Annotated in this window: 17 protein-coding genes and 1 other RNA gene; 11 read left to right on the forward strand and 7 right to left on the reverse strand. The window is 71.6% G+C overall.

What is annotated here, in order from left to right:
- The 6 genes from JNB62_RS17355 to JNB62_RS17380 all read right to left on the reverse strand — a co-directional run.
- Nucleotides 1-712: transglutaminaseTgpA domain-containing protein (locus tag JNB62_RS17355; RefSeq protein WP_220302158.1), on the reverse strand; the 712-nt coding region annotated here is incomplete at its 3' end.
- The gene (locus JNB62_RS17360; RefSeq protein ID WP_220302159.1) at nt 699-1,958 is read right to left on the reverse strand and encodes a DUF58 domain-containing protein; all 1,260 of its coding nucleotides are present in this window, start codon (nt 1,956-1,958) and stop codon (nt 699-701) included. The genes JNB62_RS17355 and JNB62_RS17360, both read right to left, overlap by 14 nt.
- Before the next feature lie 34 nt (nt 1,959-1,992).
- Nucleotides 1,993-3,000 carry an AAA family ATPase gene (locus JNB62_RS17365; protein ID WP_220302208.1) on the reverse strand — a complete coding sequence of 336 codons (1,008 nt, stop codon included), beginning with the start codon at nt 2,998-3,000 and terminating at the stop codon, nt 1,993-1,995.
- Nucleotides 3,001-3,165: 165 nt separating this feature from the next.
- Nucleotides 3,166-3,702, reverse strand: a complete 537-nt coding sequence (locus tag JNB62_RS17370) for a hypothetical protein (RefSeq protein ID WP_220302160.1) — start codon at nt 3,700-3,702, stop codon at nt 3,166-3,168.
- A gap of 3 nt (nt 3,703-3,705) precedes the next feature.
- Nucleotides 3,706-5,727 (reverse strand): primary-amine oxidase, encoded by a 2,022-nt coding sequence (locus JNB62_RS17375; RefSeq protein WP_220302161.1) that lies wholly within the window; start codon nt 5,725-5,727, stop codon nt 3,706-3,708.
- A 50-nt stretch (nt 5,728-5,777) separates the two neighbouring features.
- Complete coding sequence (locus JNB62_RS17380) at nt 5,778-7,253, reverse strand: APC family permease (protein ID WP_220302162.1); 1,476 nt, start codon at nt 7,251-7,253, stop codon at nt 5,778-5,780.
- A 209-nt stretch (nt 7,254-7,462) separates the two neighbouring features.
- Here JNB62_RS17380 and JNB62_RS17385 point away from each other — a divergent pair, with 209 nt between their 5' ends.
- The 7 genes from JNB62_RS17385 to JNB62_RS17415 all read left to right on the forward strand — a co-directional run bounded on the left by JNB62_RS17385 (nt 7,463) and on the right by JNB62_RS17415 (nt 16,510).
- Entirely contained in the window at nt 7,463-8,962 is a 1,500-nt protein-coding gene (locus JNB62_RS17385; RefSeq protein WP_220302163.1) for an APC family permease, read from the forward strand.
- Nucleotides 8,955-9,650: a helix-turn-helix domain-containing protein gene (locus JNB62_RS17390; protein WP_220302164.1), complete on the forward strand. Its 696-nt coding sequence runs from the start codon at nt 8,955-8,957 to the stop codon at nt 9,648-9,650. The genes JNB62_RS17385 and JNB62_RS17390 overlap by 8 nt, the downstream gene beginning before the upstream one ends.
- Nucleotides 9,651-9,680: 30 nt before the next feature.
- Nucleotides 9,681-9,777, forward strand: an RNA gene (ffs, locus tag JNB62_RS17395) — signal recognition particle sRNA small type.
- A 51-nt stretch (nt 9,778-9,828) separates the two neighbouring features.
- The gene (pta, locus tag JNB62_RS17400; RefSeq protein ID WP_220302165.1) at nt 9,829-11,973 is read left to right on the forward strand and encodes a phosphate acetyltransferase; all 2,145 of its coding nucleotides are present in this window, start codon (nt 9,829-9,831) and stop codon (nt 11,971-11,973) included.
- Nucleotides 11,970-13,229 (forward strand): acetate/propionate family kinase, encoded by a 1,260-nt coding sequence (locus tag JNB62_RS17405; RefSeq protein ID WP_308291840.1) that lies wholly within the window; start codon nt 11,970-11,972, stop codon nt 13,227-13,229. Before pta ends, JNB62_RS17405 begins: the two co-directional genes overlap by 4 nt.
- Nucleotides 13,230-13,253: 24 nt before the next feature.
- Complete coding sequence (locus JNB62_RS17410) at nt 13,254-13,979, forward strand: HAD family hydrolase (RefSeq protein WP_220302166.1); 726 nt, start codon at nt 13,254-13,256, stop codon at nt 13,977-13,979.
- On the forward strand, nt 13,976-16,510 hold the full coding sequence (locus tag JNB62_RS17415; RefSeq protein ID WP_220302167.1) for a glycoside hydrolase family 65 protein: 2,535 nt from the start codon (nt 13,976-13,978) through the stop codon (nt 16,508-16,510). The genes JNB62_RS17410 and JNB62_RS17415 overlap by 4 nt, the downstream gene beginning before the upstream one ends.
- A gap of 39 nt (nt 16,511-16,549) precedes the next feature.
- Here the strand turns inward: JNB62_RS17415 and JNB62_RS17420 are convergent, their stop codons facing one another.
- Nucleotides 16,550-17,221: a YdeI/OmpD-associated family protein gene (locus JNB62_RS17420; protein ID WP_220302168.1), complete on the reverse strand. Its 672-nt coding sequence runs from the start codon at nt 17,219-17,221 to the stop codon at nt 16,550-16,552.
- 81 nt (nt 17,222-17,302) lie between these two features.
- Between JNB62_RS17420 and JNB62_RS17425 the strand changes: the two genes are divergently transcribed.
- The 4 genes from JNB62_RS17425 (at nt 17,303) to JNB62_RS17440 (ending at nt 22,598) form a co-directional block, all read left to right on the forward strand.
- A complete protein-coding gene (locus JNB62_RS17425) occupies nt 17,303-19,558 on the forward strand; it encodes a DNA polymerase III subunit gamma and tau (protein ID WP_220302169.1) in 2,256 nt (751 codons plus the stop codon).
- A 3-nt stretch (nt 19,559-19,561) separates the two neighbouring features.
- Nucleotides 19,562-20,155 carry a recombination mediator RecR gene (gene recR / locus JNB62_RS17430; protein WP_018172655.1) on the forward strand — a complete coding sequence of 198 codons (594 nt, stop codon included), beginning with the start codon at nt 19,562-19,564 and terminating at the stop codon, nt 20,153-20,155.
- 120 nt (nt 20,156-20,275) lie between these two features.
- Nucleotides 20,276-21,205 (forward strand): DMT family transporter, encoded by a 930-nt coding sequence (locus JNB62_RS17435; protein WP_220302170.1) that lies wholly within the window; start codon nt 20,276-20,278, stop codon nt 21,203-21,205.
- Between the two features lie 106 nt (nt 21,206-21,311).
- Nucleotides 21,312-22,598 (forward strand): aspartate kinase, encoded by a 1,287-nt coding sequence (locus JNB62_RS17440; RefSeq protein WP_220302171.1) that lies wholly within the window; start codon nt 21,312-21,314, stop codon nt 22,596-22,598.
- Nucleotide 22,599 lies beyond the last annotated feature (1 nt).

The following is a 22,599-nucleotide window of genomic DNA, read 5'->3' on the forward strand; positions in this document are numbered from 1 at the left end:
TGAACGCCGTCACCGTCACGAAGATGACGGCCACCACGATCGCGATCGCGCCGATCCCCACCGCGGTCGCGGGTACGCCGGCGGTGCGCTCCGCCTCCCGCTCCAGGGGCTTCTCGCGCGAACGCGTCTCGGACCGGATGAGGAAGAGGATGGTGATGGCCAGGAACACGAACCCCATCACGTCGACGTCGCCCGGCACGGCGATCGCCGGGATGAGCGAGACGGCGATGATGCCGACCGACCCCAGCAGCGGCATCCGCGCCGTCACGACGACGTGATCGACGATGATCGTGAGCAGCCCCATCGCACCGACGACCACGAAGGCGAGCGAGAGCGTCGGCTCGAGCGGGGCGGCGCCCAGCGTGATCTCCTCCGTCGCGTTGCCGATGAGGATGGGCACGGCCCGGAAGGTGTCGAGGGTCGGGATCACCCACAGCAGCGCCGTGTCGCGAAGGAACACGAGCGTCATGAACACGACCCACACGGCCAGCTCGATGAGGGTGACCGCGACGGCGGGGAGCCGGAGCCGGCGGGCGTTGTAGCCGGCGGCGAGCACGAGGGCCGCGAGCGCCAGCGCGCCGATGAGCCACGCTCCCGACTGCACCACGCGGGCGACCGGCAGCAGCGCCGCGAGCAGCGCGGCGAGGATCGCGAAGGCGAGGAGGCGCTGGCCGCTGCGGCGCGCGCCGCGTTCGGAGTCAGCCGAGGACATGGCTCACCCCGCGTCCGACCGCGTTGCCCCACGCGACCGAGAGGTCGCGGTCGGGGTCGATGCGGGCGATGTGCCAGCCGTGGTCGGCGGCGCGGTCGAGCGCGTCGCCCACGGGATCGGTCGAGAGCACGAGAGGCATCGTGCTGTGGTGGGCCACCGGCGCCAGGGCGTCGGCGTCGACCGGCTCGAACCGGCCGACGATCACCACGACCGGACCCGTCGAGATGCCGGTGAAAAGCCGCGGCAGCCGCCCCAGCAGGTCGTCGCGCTGCGCGGTGACCGTGGCGAACTGCGCCAGCATGCGGTCGACCTCCGTCATGTCGCCGCCGTCGATGCGCTCGGCGAGCACGTGCCCCTCGCTGTCGATCACCTCGACCGCGTACCCGTCGTGCACCAGCCGGGCGACCACCGACACGCACGCCGACACGCCCGCCTCGAAGGCCGGGTCGGCGCCGGGCTCGCGCACCGCCTCCGCCGACCACCGCTCGGCCGACCGGTCGAGGACGACCGTCGCCTCGGGCGTGGACTCCTGCTCCTCCTGCCGCACCATCAGCTCGTCGCGGTGCGCGGTGGCGCGCCAGTGGATGCGACGCATCGAATCGCCGGGCGCATACGGGCGCGCGACGAGGTTGTCGGCACCCTGGCCGATCTGGTTCGTCGTGGTGTGCAGCGTGCCGCCCGTGGCGCCGGCGTAGTCGATGAGCGGTGAGAGGTCGATCACCGCGGGGGCGACGGTGACCGGCGTGCGGCCCGAGAAGGCGATGGTGCGCCGCGCCAGCCCGAACGGATCGGACGAGGTGACCGTCAGAGGCCCGATGGAGTGGACGCCCCGCCGCGCCCCGGTGATCGTATAGGTCAGGTTGACGACGCGCTCGCCGCCGCCCGCCCCGCCGCGCAGCCCCGAGCCGAGCGCCGGGAACGGTCCCTCGGTCACGCCGCGGAGTCCCTTCGGAAGCGCGTCGCGCCACGTGCCCGGCGGCGTCGGCAGCGCCGTGCGCACGCCGACCCGCACCGAGACCATCGTCTCGCGCCCTACGGCGGCGACATCGGGCACGAGCGAGCGCGTCACGACGTCCGTGCGCCGGCCGAGGTATAGCGACGCGACGCTCGCGGCGACCGTAGCCAGCAGCAGGATGCCGAAGTACATGAGCTCGACGATGCCCGCCTCGTTCGCCACGATGAAGCACCCGATGGCGAGCACGACGGCGCCGGTGCCCCGCACGGTGAGCGGCCACGCCCGTCTCATCGCAACCTCCCCGTCGTCCCCTGGTCGCCCGGTCTCACTGCCGCGCGGCGATGGGCACGCGCACGCTCGCGGCGACGCGTTCGAGGATCGTGGTGATGGCATCGGCCGCGGTGCCGGCCCGGGCGCCGCCCGCCGAGCGGGTCGGGATGAGGCGGTGCGCGAACACGGGCAGCAGCAGCGCCGTGATGTCGTCCGGGATGACGAACGACCGCCCGTCGAGCGCCGCCCACACCTTGGCGGCGCGCACCAGCTGCAGCGTCGCGCGGGGGCTCGCGCCCAGGCGCAGGTCGGCATGCGTGCGCGTGGCCTGCGACAGCGCCACCGCATAGTCCTCGATCGCCGGGGCGACGTGGACGGCGCGCGCCCACGCGATGAGGCTCGTCACCTGGTCCGCCGACACGACGGCCTTCAGCTGATCGAGCGGGTTGACCGTGTCGCGCTGGCGCAGCATGAGCGCCTCGGACCGCGCGTCCGGATATCCCATCGAGATGCGCATCATGAACCGGTCGCGCTGCGCCTCGGGCAGCGCATACGTGCCCTCCATCTCGAGGGGGTTCTGCGTCGCGACGACGAGGAACGGCTCGGGCACGAAGTGGGTGCGGCCGTCGACGGTGACCTGTCGCTCCTCCATGGCCTCCAGCAGCGCCGACTGCGTCTTGGGGGAGGAGCGGTTGATCTCGTCGGCGATGACGATGTTCGCGAAGATCGCTCCCGGCTTGAACTCGAACTCGCGCTCGACCGGGTTGAAGACGCTCACGCCCGTGACGTCGCCGGGGAGCAGGTCGGGGGTGAACTGGATGCGGCGCACGGTCGCGTCGACGGAGGTCGCCAGCGCCCGGGCGAGCATCGTCTTGCCGACGCCCGGCACGTCCTCGATCAGCAGATGCCCCTCCGCCAGCAGGCAGACCAGGGCGCTGCGCACCGCGTCGGGCTTGCCGTCGATGACGCTGCCCACGGCGTCGAGGATCGCGTCGGTGACCCGCGCGAACCCTTCCGCCGTGAGCGTTCCGGACGCGCGCGTCGCGGCATCCGTCCCGGTCATCTGCGCATCCGTGGCGGTATCGACCATCGAGGCCTCCTGTTCCGCCTCCCATCAGGCGGTTCGGCGGGTGGACGCGGGCGTCCTCGCCCACGGCTCGATCCTAACCACGGCGCGCGGGGCGCGGCACTGGGAGATCGCTGGATGCCGGCGGCCGCGGCGTGCGGCTCAGGCGAGGGCCGCGACGCCCATCAGCAGCACCGAGACGGCCATGCAGGCCAGCTGCACGCGATCGAGAGCGCGGTGCGAGCGGGTGAGCAGGCCGGCCGAGAGCACCGCGTACGCGATCGCCCCGGCGATCAGCGCGGCCTCCAGCAGCGGCGTTCCGGAACCGCCGTGCGCGTGCGCGGCGGCGGGGCTCGGGACCGCGGCGGCCGGCGCGCCGTGCGCCATGCCGAGCTGCAGGGCGGCCATGGCGACGAGCCCGAGGGCGGTGTGGACGACCATGCCGTTGCGCAGGCCGGCGGGCGGGACGCGCCGGCGGCGGGGCGAGCTCGCTGCGGCCACCGCCATCGCCGTCACGAGCATCGCCGCCGCCCAGTACACCGGCGCGACGACGCGGGTGAGCACGGAGTCGACCATCGCGGCCAGCATGAGCAGCGTCGCGACGGCGTCGGGCCACCGCGCCCGGCCGCGATCGGCTGCCAGACAGCAGGCGCCGAGCGCGGCCGGGGCGATGGCCCAGGCGTGGAGCAGTTCCGTCACGGATCAACCGTGGTGGTGGTGCTCGCTGTGCGCGTGACCGTGGGCGCTCGAGTCGTGTCCGTGAGCGCCGGACGTCGAGCAGTGCGCGGACTCGGGGGCGGGCACGTTCAACGTGGGGTTGCGCTCGAAGAAGTTGTACGGCTTCAGGGTGAACTTCGCGTAGTCCATGGGCATCACCGGCCAGTCCTCGTTGCGGGGGAAGTGGGTGAGGCCGAACGTGTGCCACAGCACGACGTCCTCGCCGATCAGCGGCTCGTCGCCCTCGATGAAGGCGGGGATGCCGCCGCCGCCCGGATGCTGGTTCACGAAGTCGCCCGCGGCGTAGCGCTCGGCCGGGTCGTACTTGGTGACGAACAGGTTCTTCGTGGCGAAGGCCGCGCGAGAGGCGATCGAGGATTCGTCGTCGGCGAGCAGCACCGGCGTCTCGGTCGGGAACAGCACGTACGAGGTCGGCTGGCCCATCGACGTCGTCCTCTCGGTCGACGCGATCTGCCACACGCGGTTGCGCGCGCCGTCGGCGAGGCGGCCGGACTCCTTCTCGGAGGCGATGGGCGTGACGCTCTTAGTGAAGGCGTTGCCCGCGGGGTTCGCCGCCGAGATCGGCACCCGCACGGCGTCGATCTCGTTGACGACGTTCGCCACGCCGTCGACGGTCATGTCCAGCCGCGCCGAGAAGAGGTGCTGGTGGTACGGCGCGCCGAGCCCCGGTGCGACCTCCGACGCGAAGCCGTAGGGCGAGCCGTCCTCGTTCAGACCGGGGTAGGCGGACGTGAACAGGATGCCGGTCAGCTTCGCCTCGCACTCGATGGTGCCGTCGAGGTACAGATACCAGAAGAAGCCGTAGTCGTAGTTGCCGACCGTCGTGAAGAACGAGATCACGAGGCGGCGCGACCGCCGCACCTCGGAGGCTCCCGTGAACAGGTCGGTGTGCTTCCACAGCGACCCGAAGTCCTCCTCGTGCATGCAGACGCCGTTGCGTACGGTGCGCGGCATCCCCAGTTCGTCGGGCAGGACGGCATCCACATAGGTGATGTCGCCCACGCAGTCGCAGCCGAGCTCGAGCTCGTTCGTGTAGCGGCCGAACAGGTACTCGCCGGTGTCGAAGTAGTTCTGCCAGAAGCGGTTCGGCTGCGGGTCGGCGTACGGCACGACCATCTCGCTGATCGACCCGCGGTACATGACGGGGCGCCCGGCGAACGAGAGCTGCCGCAGGATCAGGCCCTCGCGCGTGTCGAAGCCGATGCGGAAGTCCCATTCGCCCCACGTCACGTGCTCGTCGTCGACGGTGAAGCTCGACCCCTCGGGCTGGGTGATCACGATGGGCGTGAGGCCCTCCAGCGGCGCGCCCTGCAGTTCGGGATCGTCGTAGTTGCCGCTCGTCTGCGGTACGGCGTAGCCGGGGTTGTCGACGATCTTGATGAGCGTGCGCGCCGCGACGTCGATGTAGGCGGTGAGCCCGTCGACGGGATGCGCCCACGGGTGGTCGGCGGGGTGGAACTGCTGGAAGGCGAACGTGCGGAGGATGCGGCGCCCGGCCTCGTCCTCGTACCCGTAGTTGCCCGCCGACAGCGGCACGAGCACGACGTCGTCCGGGGTCAGACCGCGTGCGGCGAGAGCGGCGACCCACTCCTCGCTCTCGTTCGCGATGATCCCGACCTCCTCGAACTCGGCGTCGAGGATGGGGAGCTGCCCGGCCGTCCCGTCGAGCGTCGTCGAAGAGACCACCTCACCCGTCGCGAGCGACACGACCAGGTCGAGCGACAGAGCGGAGCGCATGTCGAGCAGCTGCACGCGGGCCCGCCGCTCAGGGAGCGGGCCGGTCCCCGCCTCCCACTCGAGCACCTGCGGCTTGGGCGCCTCCTCGAGGCCGACGTACGCGAACCGCGTGGCGTCGTTCGTCGTGTCCAGCCCGAGCACGATCGCGCGGACGGCTTCGATCTCGGCGGGGGTGAGCGAGGCGAGCGGATGCCGGGGCGCCGGCGGTGCGGCGAAGCCCGGGGCGGTCGCGATGTCGGTGATGGTCATGGTTCTCCTTTGCTGCGGGTGACGCGGTGGGGCGGGATCGGTCGCGGGCTTCAGCCGGCGATCGAGTCGGTGAGCTTGGCGTAGGCGGCGGGACGCCGGTGCTTGATCCAGGCGGCCTGCACATAGCCGATGACCGGCACGGCCACGACGAGCCCGAGCAGGAACCAGCTGACCGCGCCGAACACGGGATTCCCGTCGACGTCGACGTCGCCGACCATGATCGGGAAGTAGGCCACGATGAGGGCCGCCGACAGCACCAGCCCGACGAAGCCCAGTGCGGGGGCGACGACGGTGTTCCACACACGGCCGTCCTTCTTCGTCCGCACGAAGTACACGATGACGGCGACCGAGGTCACGGCCATGAGGATCGCGATCGCGAGCGTCGCGACGCCGGCGAACCACGTGAACACCTGCAGCACGGGATCGAGGCCCAGCGCGGCGAAGACGGCGATGAGCACGACCGCGGTGCCGGTCTGCACGAGCGACGACACGTGCGGCGAGAGGTGCTTGGCGTGGACGCCGCCGAGCTTGTCGGGCAGCACTCCGGCGTTCGCCATCGAGTGCTGGTAGCGCGTGACGACGTTGTGGAACGACAGGACGCACGCGAACATCGCCGTGATGAGGAGGACGTTGACCGCGATCTCGCCGAACGGTCCGAGGTAGCGGGCCATCGTCGCGATGATGAACGTGCCGGGGTCCTCGGCGATCTTGTCGATCACGCCGCTCGGACCCCACGCCATGACCAGGCCCCACGAGGCGAGCGTGTAGAAGACGCCGATCCCGATGACGGCCGCGTAGGTCGCACGGGGGATCGTGCGGTTCGGGTCCTTCGCCTCGTCGCGGAAGATGGCGGTGGCCTCGAACCCGATGAAGGCCGCGATCGCGAACATCAGCCCGACGCCGGGGGAGCCGCTCGCGATGTTTGCCGGCTCGAACGGGGCAAGGCTCAGCCCCTCGGCGCCGCCGGTCGCGGTCACGACGACCACCATCGCGAGCACGATCCCGACCTCGGCGATCAGCAGAACGCCCAGCACCTTGCTCGACAGGTCGATGTGGCGGTACCCCAGCACGCCGACGACGGCGATCGTCGCGAGCGACATCAGCCACCAGGGCAGTGCGGGGCCGCCGAGGGACTGCAGCGTGACCGACAGGATGTACCCGATGTAGCCGTACACCGACACCTGGATGGTCGTGTAGGTCAGCATGGCGACCCACGCGCTGGCGAGGCCCGTCGAGCGGCCGAGACCGTAGCCGACGTACGTGAAGAAGGCGCCCGGCTTGGGCACATGGCGGGTCATCGCCGCCAGGCCCACCGAGAACAGCAGCAGGATGACCGCGCTGATCGCGTAGAGGGCGGGGAAGCCGATCCCGTTGCCCAGGAGCATGCCGAGCGGCGCGGCGCCGCCGATCACGGTGAGCGGGGACGCGGCGGCCACCACCATGAACACGATGGCGGTGACTCCGAGCGAGCCGGTGAGCGTCCGCGTGGCGGAGGCGGCGACTCCCTTCGATTCGAGCTGGGTCATGGCGGGACCTCCGGGACGAGCGGGAACGGGATGCTGCGAGCCTCGCGCCGCCCGGTTGCGCGGCCGTCTCCCGCCGATGAAACCTCCCGCACGCCGACTGAGACGGTCGCCGCGGGGCGTCTCATTCGGGCGATACACCCGCGAAACACACGGGAAGCCGGACGGCAACCGCGGCCGGATAGCGTCGAGCGCGCACCACCGGAGGCGACATGACCGCACTCGAGCGCGCGATCGCGCGTCCTGACCCCGTCCATGAGTTCGGGGCGCGCTCGCCCCTGTACGGCCTGGACCGTCGCAGCGTCGGCTTCCTCGACGTCCTCGCGCAGTCGGTCGCCGCTGTCGCACCGGCCGCGGCCGCGACCACCGTCGTGCTGCTGGTCGCCGGGATCTCGCCGGCCGCCACCGTGCTGTCGATCGTGCTGGCCGGGGTGCTCAGCCTGCTGGTGGCGCGCACGATCGCGCAGTTCGCCCGCCGCTTCGCCGCCGCCGGCTCGCTCTACACGTACACGGCGCGCGGTCTCGGGCCCGGTGCCGGCCTTGCGGCCGGTGCGGCGGTGCTGGTGGGCTACGGCGCCATCGCGATGTTCGCGCTGCTCGGGGGCGCGTACTACCTCACCTTCCTGGTGCAGCCGCTCTGGCCGGCCGCCGGCGGGCCTGGCGGGCTGGCCGCCGCACTCGCCGCCGAGTCGGCCTTCGTGGCCGTCGTCCTGGTGCGCGGCATCCGCCTCTCATCCCGCATCGCGCTGGTGGTCGAGGTGCTGTCGGTGGCGCTGATCGCGGTGCTGCTGGTGGTGCTGCTCGTGCGCATCGGTCCGATCGACCCCGTGCAGGCGCTCGGTCTCGACGGCTTCGACCCGGCGGCCCTCGCGGCCGGTTCCGTCATCGCCATCACGGCCTTCGTGGGGTTCGAGAGCGCCTCGACACTCGGGGTCGAGGCGAGGTCGCCGCTTCGGACCGTGCCGCGGGCCATCGTGTGGACGGTGGTGCTCTCGGGCGGCCTCTACGTGCTGGCGGCGATCGCCCAGGTCGCGGGGTTCGACGCCCTCGGCGCTCCGCTGGCCGACAGCGCCTCGCCCATCAACGAGCTGGCGTCCGCATACGGTCTCGGCGGCTGGGGCGTGGTGGCGGACGTCGGCATCGCTGCCTCCTTCCTCGCCTGCGCGATCGGATCGACCACGGCCCTCACCCGCGTCCTGTTCACGATGGGTCGCGACGACGTCCTTCCCGCCCCGGCCGGTCGTGCGCATCCGCGCTTCGGCACACCCATCGGGGCGGTCGCACTCGCGTTCCCGGTGATCGCCGGCGTTCCGTTCCTCCTGCTGCTGGGCGGGCTCGACGTCCGCGCGGCGATGCACATGACGATCGCCGTCGGCGGGGCGGGCTACATCGTCGGCTACATCCTGGTCTGCGTCGCCGCGCCGGTGTTCCTGCGCCGCATCGGCGAGCTGACGCCCGGAACGGCGGTCGCCGCCAGCGCGTCCGCGGTCGCGCTCACCGGTGCGCTCGTGACGTTCTTCGCGGTCGATGCCGCCGCGGGAAGCCCGGCGCTGTGGATCGTCCTCGCCCTCGCCGTGATCGCAGGCGTCGCGGTGGCGTACCGGCTGCGGCGCGGCCGCCGGTCGCTGGCGCGGATCGGATCGTACGACGAGCCGGTCGCCTCGCAGGTTCTGGGCGGTGTCGCGCGCGACGAGCGGAGCGGCGGTGACTGACGGACGCGCGGCGCCCACGCTGACCGCGCGCCAGCCGAAAGCCGTGCACAGCGCACTCACGGTGCTCGAAGCCGTCGCGCGCCTCGGCGCCGGCGCGAGCGCCCGCGACATCTCGCGCGAGCTCGGGCTGCCGCGCGCGACGACGTACCGGCTCCTCAATCTCCTCGTGCAGGACGAGTACCTGGTGCGCACGCCGGACCTCGCCGGTTTCGCGCTGGGTGCCAAGGTCGTGCAGCTGGCCAGCGTCGCCGCGCCGCCCGCACGGCTCACCTCGGCGGCGCGCGGCGTCCTCGCCGACACCCGCGCGTCCCTGCGCGGAGGTGTCCATGTCGTGTTCTTCGTGAACGGGCGGCTGACGGTGGTCGACGCCGACCCCGACTTCCCGCTGTCGGACGCCGTGCGACTCGTGCGCGAGCCCGACCGCTTCGCGATCGGCCGCCTGCTCCTTGTGGAGCGCGGTGTCGCCGATCCCGGCGCCGTCCGGGACTTCGAAGAGATCGGGGCCACTCGCCAGCTCGGCGAACTCGCACCCGGATACGGCTGCGTCGCCGTGCCCATCCTCGACGGCGCCGGCGGCTTCGCCGGCGCACTCGGGTTCTCGGGTTCGCGGCGCCGCGCGGAGGATCCCACCGAGGTGCTCACTGTGCTGAAGCCGGCTGCTGCGCGCCTCGGTCCGCTGGTCGTGTGACTCCCCACCTCGCGGACCAGGTAGACTCGAGTCAGCTCTCCGCGAGGCGGCATCCAGGCCAACTCCCCCAGGACGGAAACGTAGCAAGGGTAACCAGGCTCTGCCGGGTTCGCGGAGAGTCTTACTTTTCCCGGCGGTCGCCTGTCGCCGTGTCGCCGGGCGACCCTAGGCTGGACGCGTGGCGCAGAGCATCTACATCACGTCGGCAGAGGGCCACTCGGGCAAGTCCACCGTCGCACTCGGCGTCCTCGACGCGCTGAGCCATGCGACGCCGCGCGTGGGGGTGTTCCGGGCGATCGCGCGATCGACCGTCGAGCGCGACTACGTGCTCGAGATGCTGCTCGACCACGACGGCGTCGACCTGCCGTACGACGACTGCGTGGGCGTCACCTACGACGACGTGCGCCGCGATCCCGACGCGGCTCTCGCGACGATCGTCGAGCGGTACAAGGCCGTCGAGGCGCAGTGCGATGCGGTCGTGATCGTCGGCAGCGACTACACCGACGTCGGCAGCCCCGCCGAGCTCGCCTACAACGCGCGCATCGCCGCGAACCTGGGCGCGCCCGTGCTGCTGGTGCTCGGCGGGCGGTCGGCGCAGAGCCAGACCCGGCCCGAGCAGCTGGGCTCGTCGGTGGCGCGCACGCCCGCCGAGGTGGGCCAGATCGCCGACCTCGCGCTCGCCGAGCTCGCACACGGCAGGGCCAAGCTGTTCGCGGTCGTCGCCAACCGTGCCGACCCGGCGCTGACCGCCGAGACGATCATCGAGATCCGGCGCGCGGTCGCGGCATCCACTTCCGCCCCCGCTCCCGGCACGGCGCCCGTGCCGGTGTGGGCGATCCCCGAGGACCGCTTCCTCGTCGCACCGTCGATCCGCGGCATCATGCGGGCCGTCGACGGCGAGCTGCTCTCGGGCGACCCCGATCGACTCACCCGCGAGGCTCTGGGGGTCGTGGTGGCGGGCATGTCGATGGTGAACGTGCTGCCGCGGCTGCTCGAGGGCGGGGTCGTCATCATCCCGGCCGACCGCTCCGAGGTGCTGCTCGCGACGCTTCTGGCCAACGCGTCGGGCACCTTCCCGTCGATCTCGGGCATCGTCCTCAACGGCGGCTTCGAGCTGCCCGAGCCGGTCACGCGCCTGCTGGACGGGCTCGGCTCGAAGGTGCCGATCATCACGACCGAGCTCGGCACGTACGAGACGGCCGTGCGCATCATGAGCACCCGCGGGCGCCTCGCCGCCGACTCGCAGCGGCGCTACGACACCGCGCTGTCGCTCTTCGAGCAGAACGTCGACATCGACGAGCTGCTGACCGCCTTCGGCGTCGCGCGCGCCACGGTCGTCACGCCCCTCATGTTCGAGTTCCAGCTCATCGAGCGGGCTCGCGCGCAGCGCAAGCGCATCGTGCTGCCCGAGGGCGACGACGACCGCGTGCTGCGCGCCGCGGCGACGGTGCTCAAGCGCGGCATCGCGGATCTCGTGATCCTCGGCGAGCCGTTCGAGGTGCGCGCACGGGCGATCGAGCTCGGCATCGACATCCAGGGCGCGGAGGTGCTGTCGCCCCTGGACGCCGTGCACGTGCACAAGTTCGCCGAGGAGTACGCGCGCCTTCGCGCCCACAAGGGCGTGACGGTGGCGCAAGCGGCCGACACCGTGACCGACGTCTCGTACTTCGGCACGATGATGGTGCACCTCGGCCTGGCCGACGGCATGGTGTCGGGCGCCGCCCACACCACCGCGCACACCATCCGTCCGGCGTTCGAGATCATCAAGACCAGGCCGGGCGTCTCGGTGGTCTCGAGCGTCTTCCTCATGGCGCTCGCCGACCGCGTGCTCGTCTACGGCGACTGCGCCGTGATCCCCGATCCTACGAGCGAGCAGCTGGCCGACATCGCCATCTCGTCCGCCGCGACGGCCGCGCAGTTCGGCATCGACCCGCGAGTGGCGATGCTGTCGTACTCGACGGGCGAGTCCGGCTCCGGCGCGGACGTCGAGAAGGTGAGGGATGCCACCGCCCTCGTCCGTACGAGAGCGCCCGAGCTGCTCGTCGAAGGGCCGATCCAGTACGACGCCGCCGCCGACGCCGCCGTGGCGGCGGCCAAGATGCCGGGATCCCAGGTCGCCGGGCGCGCGACGGTCTTCGTGTTCCCCGACCTCAACACCGGCAACAACACCTACAAGGCCGTGCAGCGCTCGGCCGGCGCCGTCGCGATCGGCCCCGTGCTGCAGGGGCTCAACAAGCCGATCAACGACCTGTCGCGCGGCGCGCTGGTCGACGACATCGTGAACACCATCGCCATCACGGCGATCCAGGCGCAGGGGGAGTGAGCAGTCCGGTGGTCGAGCGAGCGAAGCGAGACGAAACCGTGCTCGTCATCAACAGCGGCTCTTCGTCGTTCAAGTACCAGCTGCTCGACATGGCGACAGAGCGCACGCTCGCGTCGGGCCTCGTCGAGCGGATCGGCGAGGCGGTGGGCGTCGCGCGCCACACCGTCTACGCGACGCCGACCGACGGCCCGGCCCCGGCCTTCCTCGACGCGACGCGCACGCGCGAGCTGCCGATCCCCGACCACACCGCGGGCTTCGCGGTCATGCTGGAGGCCTTCGCATCGGACGGCCCGTCGCTCGACGAACAGCCGCCGGTCGCGGTGGGGCACCGCGTGGTGCACGGCGGTGCGCGGTTCTTCGAGCCCACCCTCATCACGCCCCTCGTCGAGATCAACATCGACGAGCTGTCGGTGCTCGCGCCGCTGCACAACCCCGCCAACCTCGCGGGGATCCGCGCGGCCCGGCGCGCGTTCCCCGACGTGCCGCACGTCGCCGTGTTCGACACCGCTTTCCACCAGACCCTGGCCCCCGCGGCCTTTACGTACGCGATCGACGCCGAGGTCGCGGCATCCCATCGCATCCGCCGGTACGGGTTCCACGGCACGTCGCACAAGTTCGTGAGCGAGGCGGCGGCCGCGTTCCTCGGCCGCCCGCTCGACGAGCTGAAGCAGATCGTGTTCCACCTGGGCAACGGTGCGTCGGTCACCGCGATCGACGGCGGACGCTCGATCGACACGTCGATGGGGTTCACACCGCTGGAGGGCCTCGTCATGGGCACACGGTCCGGCGACATCGATCCGGCCGTGCTGTTGCAGCTCACCCGGCGCGCCGGGATGGACGTCGACGCCCTCGACGATCTGCTCAACAAGCGCAGCGGTCTTCTCGGCCTCGCCGGCTCCAACGACCTGCGCGACATCCGCGCCGGCATCGAGCGCGGCGACGAGCGGGCCGTGCTCGCGTTCGAGGTCTACGTCCACCGCCTGCGCGCGTACGCCGGCGCCTACCTCGCGCAGCTCGGCGGGGCCGACGTCATCTCGTTCACCGCGGGTGTCGGCGAGAACACGCCCCTCGTGCGCGCCGGCGCCCTCGAAACGCTCGGCTTCGCCGGCGTCGAGATCGACCCCGACCGCAACGAGAGCCCGGACCGCGGCATCCGCGTCATCTCGACCGACGCCTCGCGCGTGACCGTCCTCGTCGTGCCCACCGACGAAGAGCTCGAGATCGCGCGACAGACGCTCGCCGTCTCCCGCGCGTAACGTGCCCCACGTACCCTGAAGCCCATGGACGCCCTTCCCGATCTCACCGCCTACGACGCCGTGCTGTTCGACCTGGACGGCGTGCTCACACCGACCGCCGAAGTGCACATGCACGCGTGGCAGACCATGTTCGAAGAGCTCTTCGCGGCGTGGGGCATCACGCCCCCGTACACCGAGCGCGACTACTTCGACCACCTCGACGGCAAGAAGCGCTACGACGGGGTGGCGAGCCTGCTGCGCTCGCGCGACGTCGAGGTGCCGTGGGGCGATCCGTCCGACCCGGTCACCGCCGACACGGTGTGCGGCATCGGCAACCGCAAGAACGCCGTCTTCGAGCGCGTGCTCCGCGCTGACGGGATCAACGCGTATCCTGGATCGCTGCGCCTGCTCGACGTCCTGGCCGAGGCCCGAACCCCGGTCGCCGTGGTGTCGAGCTCGAAGAACGCCGAAGAGGTGCTGGCGGCCGCCGGCATCCGCGACCGCTTCGCGGTCGTGATGGACGGTGTGATCGCGGAGCGCGACCACCTCGCCTCCAAGCCCGCTCCCGACGTGTTCGTCGAAGCGGCGCGGATGCTGGGGGTCGAGCCCGCGGGCAGTGCCGCGGTCGAGGACGCCATCAGCGGAGTGCGCTCCGCGGCTGCGGGCGGCTTCGGCCTGGTGGTGGGCGTGGACCGCGGAGTCGGCGTGCAGGACCTGGTGGATGCCGGGGCCCATGTGGTGGTGAAGGACCTGGAGGAGTTCGTACGATGATCGATCGCGATCGGTTCCCCGTCGACCCGTGGCGGCTCGTCGAGACGTCGTTCGACGTGGACGACGCCGGCGTCACCGAGACGCTGTTCGCCGTCGGCAACGGCTACCTGGGGCTGCGCGGCAACCACCCCGAGGGGCGGTTCGCGCACGAGCACGGCACGTTCATCAACGGATTCCACGAGACGTTCCCCATCCGCCACGCCGAGCAGGCGTACGGGTTCGCCGAGGTCGGGCAGACCATCGTCAACGCACCGGACGCGAAGGTCATGCGCGTCTACGTCGACGACGAGCCGCTGTCGCTGGACGTCGCGGACGTGCGCGAGTACGAGCGCGTGCTCGACATGCGCGAGGGCGTGCTGCGCCGTCACATCCTGTGGGTGACGCCGTCGGGCAAGGAGGTGCGCATCGACTTCGAGCGCCTCGTGTCGTTCGAAGAGAAGCACCTGGCGGTCATGTCGGTCGACGTCACGGTGCTCAACGCCGATGCGCCGGTGACCGTCAGCTGCCAGATGATCAACCGCCAGGACGGCGAGGACGTGTACGGCGGCACGCCGCCGACGCGGCGAGCCAAGGCCGCGTTCGACCCGCGCAAGGCCGAGCGCATCCACGAGCGGGTGCTGCAGCCGCAGGAGTACTGGCAGGACGGCACGCGCGCGGCGCTGTCGTACCGCGTGACCGAGTCCGGGATGTCGCTCGCCGTGATCGCCGACCACCTCGTCGAGACCGAGAACGAGTACAGCGCGCGTTCGCTCATCGAGCCCGACATCGCCAAGAACGTGTTCCGCGTGCAGGCCAAGGCCGGCGTGCCGGTGCGGGTCACCAAGCTCGTCAGCTACCACACGTCGCGGGGCGTGCCCGCGCGCGAGCTCGTCGACCGCTGCCGCCGCACCCTCGACCGCGCCCTGGGCGAGGGCGTCGAGGCGATCCGCACCCAGCAGCGCGCGTGGCTCGACGGGTTCTGGGAGCGATCGGACGTGCGCATCGGCGGTCACGACGACCTGCAGCAGGCCACGCGCTGGTGCCTGTTCCAGCTCGCGCAGGCGTCGGCGCGCGCCGACGGCCAAGGCGTGCCCGCCAAGGGCATGACGGGGTCGGGCTACTCAGGCCACTACTTCTGGGACACCGAGATCTACGTGCTCCCGTTCCTCGCGTACACGACCCCGCTGTGGGCGCGCAACGCGCTGCGCATGCGCTACCTCATGCTGCCCGCCGCGCGCCGCCGTGCGTTCCAGCTCAACGAGGCCGGAGCCCTGTTCCCGTGGCGCACCATCAACGGCGAGGAGGCCTCCGCGTACTACGCGGCGGGCACCGCGCAGTACCACATCAACGCCGACGTGAGCTACGCACTGGCGAAGTACGTGCGCGCGACGGGCGACGACGAGTTCCTCTACCGCGAGGGCGTCGACATCGCCGTCGAGACCGCACGCCTGTGGGCGACGCTCGGCTTCTGGCGCTCCAGCGACGGGGCGGCCGGCGCGAGCGGGGCCGGCGACGGCGAGGTCTTCCACATCCACGGCGTCACCGGGCCGGACGAGTACACGACGGTCGTCAACGACAACCTGTTCACGAACGTCATGGCGCGCTTCAACCTGCGCTTCGCTGCGCGCACCGTCCGCGAGATGGCCGAGATCGACGGCGAGGTGTACCGGCAGATGGTCGACCGACTCGCCCTCGAACCCGGCGAGCCCGAGGCGTGGGACCGGGCCGCCGAGGCCATGCACATCCCGTTCAGCCCGAGCCTCGGCATCCATCCGCAGGACCACGTGTTCCTCGAGCGCGAAGTGTGGGACCTCGAGAACACTCCGGCCGACAAGCGCCCGCTGCTGCTGCACTTCCACCCGCTGGTGATCTACCGGTACCAGGTGCTGAAGCAGGCCGACGTCGTGCTCGCGCTGTTCCTGCAGGGCAACCACTTCTCGCCGGAGGACAAGCTCGCCGACTTCGAGTACTACGACCCGCTGACCACGGGCGACTCGACGCTGTCGGCGGTCGTGCAGTCGATCCTCGCGGCCGAGGTGGGGTACCAGGACCTCGCGCTGGACTACTTCCGGCAGTCGATCTTCGTCGACCTCGCCGACCTGCACCACAACGCGGCCGACGGCGTGCATGTCGCGTCGGCGGGCGGCGTGTGGACGGCGCTGGTGTCGGGCTTCGGCGGCATGCGCGACCACTTCGGCGAGCTCTCGTTCGATCCGCGACTGCCGGCGGCGTGGCCGTCGCTGGAGTTCACGCTGCACTGGCACGGAACGGCGCTGGACGTCTCAGTCACCCGCGACGAGCTCCGCGTGAAGGCCGGCGACGGCGACCCCGTCGGGTTCAGCGTGCGCGGGGTCGGGTACGTCGTGGGCGCGGGCGAAGAGGTCGTCGTGGCTCTGGACGGTCAAGGACCGGTCATCGCCGGGCGCCCCACGCTGCGGCAGCTGGGCGAGGCGCGCCGCGAGGACGGCTCGCTGCTGTCGGCGTCCGTGCCGACCGTGACCTCGACGATCCCGATCATCGTCACCGAGACCGAGGCCGCCGCGCACGACTGACGTCGGCGGCACGGTGCAGCGACGAAGGGATGCCGCGGCTCACGCCTCGCCGGCGGCCGCCGCCCGAGCGGCCTCGGCGGCGCGTGCCACCCACTTCGGCACGTCGCCGTAGCGCTGGAACGGCACGAGCTCGCCCGCCGCGCTGTCATGGATGAGCTGCGCGAGGCGCCGTTCGCGCGTGGCCTCCTGCTTGGCCGACAGCACCCAGTGGATCACCTGCCGCCGGTAGGTCGGCGTCGCGGCGTCGAGGAACGCCGTCGCCGCCGGGTCGGCCGCGACGCGGGCGGCCCACTCAGGGGGCAGGGACTGGTCGGGGTTCTCATGCGAGTACACGCCGGTGCGGTCGTCGCGGCGGCGGGCGTACGCCGCGAGCCCGGCCTCGGTCATGAGGCCCTGGGCGATGAGCTGCTCGACGAGCTCGATGTTCACCTTCGACCAGTTGCTCGACGGCTTGCGCGGCGACCAGCGCTGGCGCACGGCGTCGTCGTCGATGCGCTGAGCGACCGAGTCGATCCAGCCGAAGCACAGCGCGACGGGAACGGCCTGCTCCCATGTCAGCGGGCGATCGGCCACGTGCTTCTTGTACAGGCCCATCCACAGCTCGGTGGCCGTGTCGTGGTTGGCCTCCAGCCACGCGCGGAACTCGTCGGGACCCGAGAAGAACACGGCGGGGCGCTCGGGAGTGCCGCCGGGGGTGCCGATCATCGCCATGCGCCGAGTCTGCCAGCCGGGGCCGACATCGGGGCGCTCCGCGGCGGGCACGATGTCGGGCCCACGCCGTAGGCTGGGGGAGTGACCACAGCCCTCTATCGCCGCTACCGGCCCGAGTCGTTCGGCGAGATGATCGGGCAGGGACAGGTCACCGAACCGCTGATGACCGCGCTGCGCGGCGACCGGGTCGGCCACGCGTACCTGTTCTCGGGCCCCCGTGGGTGCGGCAAGACGACGTCCGCCCGCATCCTCGCACGCTGCCTCAACTGCGCCGAGGGGCCGACCGACGTTCCGTGCGGAAAGTGCGACAGCTGCATCGAGCTCGGCCGCGGCGGAGGCGGGTCGCTCGATGTCGTCGAGATCGACGCCGCGAGCCACAACGGCGTCGACGACGCGCGCGACCTGCGCGAGCGCGCCGTGTTCGCCCCGGCCCGCGACCGCTTCAAGATCTTCATCCTCGACGAGGCGCACATGGTGACGCCGCAGGGCTTCAACGCGCTGCTCAAGCTCGTCGAAGAGCCCCCCGACCACGTCAAGTTCATCTTCGCGACGACCGAGCCCGAGAAGGTCATCGGCACGATCCGTTCGCGCACCCACCACTATCCGTTCCGGCTCGTGCCGCCCGCCGCGATGCTCGAGTACGTCGAGCAGCTGTGCGCGCAGGAGGGCGTCGAGGTCGAGCCCGGCGTGCTGCCCCTCGTGGTGCGTGCCGGCGGCGGCTCGCCGCGAGACACGCTGTCGCTGCTCGACCAGCTGATCGCCGGCTCCGACGAGGGCGGTGTCACGTACGCGCGAGCGGTCGCACTGCTCGGCTACACGCCCGACGAGCTGCTCGACGAGGTCATCGACGCGTTCGGCGCGTCCGACGCGGCGGCGGCGTTCTCGGCGGTCGACCGCGTCGTGCAGACCGGTCAGGACCCGCGCCGCTTCGTCGACGATCTGCTCGAACGCCTGCGCGATCTCATCGTGGTCGCCGCGACCGGCCCGGGCGCGGCCGCCGTGCTCCGCGGCGTGTCGGCGGACGACCTCGCGCGCAAGCAGCGACAGGCCGACGCCTTCGGCACGTCGCGCCTGTCGCGCATCGCCGACCTCGTCATCGCGACGCTCGACGACATGACCGGTGCAACCTCGCCGCGGCTGCAGCTCGAACTGATGGTCGCGCGCGTGCTGGCGAGGGGAGCGGACGCCGCAGCCCCGACGGCACCGGCCGCGATGGTTCCGGCCGCCACTGTTCCGGTCGTTGAGCGACCGAGGAGCGAGCGAGACGAAACGCCCGCGTCGACGGTCCGCTCGGTCTCGGCACCGGCACCTGCCCCGGCGCCCGCGCCCGAGCCCGCCGCGCCGCGCGAGCTCACCACCGACAACCTCGTGGCCGCTTGGCCGGACGTGCTGTCGCGGCTCGAGGGCATCAGCCGATCGTCGTGGATGGTCGCGACCGGATCCCGCCCCCTCGCCGTCACGGCGAACGGCGACGACCACGTGGTCGCGCTCGAGTTCAGCAGCGCGGGCGACCTCACGAAGTTCAAGCCCAAGCCGCAGGGCCAGGGCGCGTTCCTCGACGTGCGCAGCGCGATCGAGCAGCTCTTCGGCGTCCAGGTGAAGTTCCTGCCGCGTCTCGCCGAGCCCGGCCCCGGTGGCGGTGGCGCTTCCGCCCGCGGATCGGCGCCGGTCGCACCCGCTGCGTCCGGTCCTTCGCCGGCCGCCGCCGCAGGCCCGGCCACCGCCGCAGGCCCGGCCGCAGCCGGGGGACCGGCGGCTCCGCGGGCGCAGGCCGGTCCGTCCGGTCCCGCGGGGTCGACCGCCACGGCTCCACGGGCATCGGCGTCGAATCCGCCGGCACCACGGGCTGCGGCATCCGCTCCTTCGGCACCGAGGGCTTCGGCCGCTGCGGCGCCCGTCACGGACTGGGCGGTCGCGCCGATCCCCTCCGACGACGAGGCCCCGCCGCCCGATCCCGGTCCCGCCGCGATGCCGAGCATGGGGCAGTTCGCGGTCGACGATGAGCCGGACGACGCTGCGCGCGCCCGCGTCGCCACACTTGCACCGCCCCAGCAGGCGCCGCACGACGGCGACGTGCTGCCGCGCACGGATCTGGAACCCGCGGTCGACCGCGACGAAGAGATCGACGACGACACCGACCTCGACGAATCGGGCGCCCCGGTTGAGGCGCCCCTGCCGCCGACCGTCGCACCGCCGCTCGTGCGTCCGCGGAACGACAGCGCCGCGGCCACTTCGAACAACGGAATCCAGCGGTACGGAGAAGCAGTGGTGCGCCAGATGCTCGGTGCCACCTTCGTCGGCGAGGAGCCCTACGAGCCCCCCACGAGGTTCAGCTAGGCCATGTACGACGGCATCGTCCAAGACCTGATCGACGAGTTCGGCCGCCTTCCCGGCATCGGGCCGAAGTCGGCGCAGCGCATCGCATTCCACATCCTGCAGACGCCGAACTTCGACGTGTCGCACCTCGCCGAGCTGCTCGCCGAGGTGCGCGAGAAGGTGCGCTTCTGCGAGGTGTGCGGCAACGTCTCCGAGCAGGAGCGCTGCTCCATCTGCCGTGACCCCCGCCGCAACCAGACGCTCATCTGCGTGGTCGAGGACGCGAAGGACGTCGCGGCGATCGAGCGCACGCGCGAGTTCCGCGGGCTGTACCACGTGCTCGGCGGCGCCATCAGCCCCATCGCCGGCATCGGGCCCGACGACCTGCGCATCGCGCAGCTGATGCAGCGCCTCGCCGACGGCACGGTGCAGGAGGTCATCCTCGCGACCAACCCGAACCTCGAGGGGGAGGCGACGGCGACCTACCTCAGCCGCCTGCTGCACACGCTCGAGATCTCGGTGACCCGCCTGGCGTCGGGTCTTCCCGTCGGCGGCGACCTCGAGTACGCCGACGAGGTCACCCTCGGGCGCGCGTTCGAGGGCCGGCGCTCGGTCTGAGCCCGCCGCGGCCGACGCCGTGTCGGTCATCGGTCGTAGAGTGGCGCTCGCGATCCTCGTGCCGGCCGGCCGCCCGGGTGATCCTGATCCGATGACGACGACAGCCACGGAGGCTCCCGGATGAATCCTGTCCAGCGGTTCGACACCCGTGCGTGGCTGCTCTTCGCCGCGATGGCGCTGCTGTGGGGCATCCCGTATCTGTTCATCAGCATCGCGGTCGAGTCGTACTCGCCGGCGGCCGTGGTCGCGGGGCGCACGCTTCTCGGGGCCGTCCTGCTGCTGCCGTTCGCGATCCGCGCCAAGGCGCTGCGCCCGGCCTTCGCGAAGATCGGCTGGGTGCTGCTGTTCGGCGCGATCGAGATGGCGGGGCCGTTCCTGCTGCTCGGGCATGCCGAGCAGACGCTGCCCTCGGGGCTCACCGGACTGCTGGTGGCCACCGTGCCGCTGTTCGCCGCGATCATCGCGTTCGGCGGTGGCGATCGGTCGGTGCTCAGCCCGTGGCGCGCCATCGGCCTGGTCGTCGGATTCGCGGGCGTGTTCGTCATCGTCGCGGGTCCGGGACTCGCCATCGAGGGCGGGGGTGGCCTCATCGCCGTCGGCGAGGTGCTGCTGGTGGCGCTGCTGTACGCGATCGCGCCGTTCGTCATCGCCACGAAGCTGCGCGACGTTCCCTCGCTCGGGTCCATCACGCTCGCGCTGTTCGCGGTGGGGATCTTCTACACGCCCATCGCGTTCCTGACGCAGCATCAGGTGCCGACGGTCGCGAGCACCGCGTCGCTCATCGCCCTCGCCGTGCTGTGCACCGCGATCGCGTTCATCACCTTCTTCGCGCTCATCAAGCGCGTGGGGCCGGTGCGCGCGCCGCTGTTCACCTACGTCAACCCGGTGGTGGCGATCGTGCTGGGGACCGTCATCCTCGGTGAGCCCCTCACCCCGGGCCTGCTCATCGGCTTCCCGCTCGTCATCGTCGGGTGCTGGCTGGCCGCGACCGGCGGCACTTTCCGTGCGCCGCGCTCCGACAGCGACCTGCCTCCCGTCGCCACCGGCTGACGTCCGTCCACGCGCCCGACACATGGCCGGGGCCGCATGAACGCCTCCGTAAGATGGAACGTCGGGTGCGGCATCCGGCCCCTCAACACACGCGTGGAGTTTCATCGTGGCGCTGATCGTCCAGAAGTACGGCGGATCGTCGGTCGCGGATGCCGAGAGCATCAAGCGGGTCGCTAAGCGGATCGTCGACACGCGTCGCGCGGGGCATGACGTCGTCGTCGCCGTGAGCGCGATGGGCGACACCACCGACGAGCTGCTCGACCTCGCAGGCCAGGTCGCGCCGATCCCCGCGCCCCGCGAACTCGACATGCTGCTGTCGAGCGGTGAGCGGATCTCGATGGCGCTGCTGGCCATGGCGATCCATTCGATGGGGTTCGAGGCGCGCTCGTTCACCGGCAGCCAGGCCGGCATGATCACGACCGCCGACCACGGGTCGGCGCGCATCGTCGACGTCACGCCGATCCGTCTGCGCGAGGCGCTCGACGAGGGCGCGATCGTCATCGTCGCCGGGTTCCAGGGCTTCAACCGCGACACCCGCGACATCACGACGCTCGGCCGCGGCGGGTCCGACACCACCGCGGTCGCCCTCGCCGCCGCGCTCGACGCCGACGTGTGCGAGATCTACAGCGACGTCGACGGCATCTTCACCGCCGACCCGCGCGTCGTCCCGAGGGCCCGCAAGCTCAACGTCGTGTCGGCCGAAGAGATGCTCGAGCTCGCGGCGAACGGCGCGAAGGTGCTGTACATCCGCGCCGTCGAGTATGCGCGCCGCCACGGCGTGCTGATCCACGCCCGCTCCACGTTCAGCTCGGGCGTGGGAACCTACGTGCTCGGCCCGGGGATGACCGCTCCCGACGGCCAAGAGGGAGAAGAGATGGAAGAGCCCATCGTCGCCGGAGTCGCCACCGACCTCGGCCAGGCCAAGATCACCGTCATCGGCGTGCCGGACGTTCCCGGCAAGGCGGCCGAGATCTTCAAGGTGATCGCGAAGTCCGGCGCCAACGTCGACATGATCGTGCAGAACGTGTCGGCGGCGACCACCGGCCGCACCGACATCTCGTTCACCCTCCCCAAGACCGACGCCGCGACGGCTCTCAAGGCGCTCGCGGGCGACCAGGCCGACATCGGGTTCGAGAGCCTCGTGCACGACGACCAGATCGGCAAGCTGTCGGTCGTCGGCGCCGGCATGCGCACCCATTCCGGCGTCTCGGCGACGCTGTTCGAGGCGCTCAGCGTGGCGGGCATCAACATCGAGATGATCTCGACGTCCGAGATCCGCATCTCGGTCGTGGTGCGCGGAGACGACCTCGCAGAGGCCGCGCGTGTCGTGCACTCGGCGTACGGCCTCGACGGCGACGTCGAAGCGGTCGTCCACGCCGGCACCGGTCGCTGAC

It is taken from the genome of Microbacterium jejuense (assembly GCF_019511665.1).
In the GTDB taxonomy this organism is placed as follows: domain Bacteria; phylum Actinomycetota; class Actinomycetes; order Actinomycetales; family Microbacteriaceae; genus Microbacterium; species Microbacterium jejuense_A.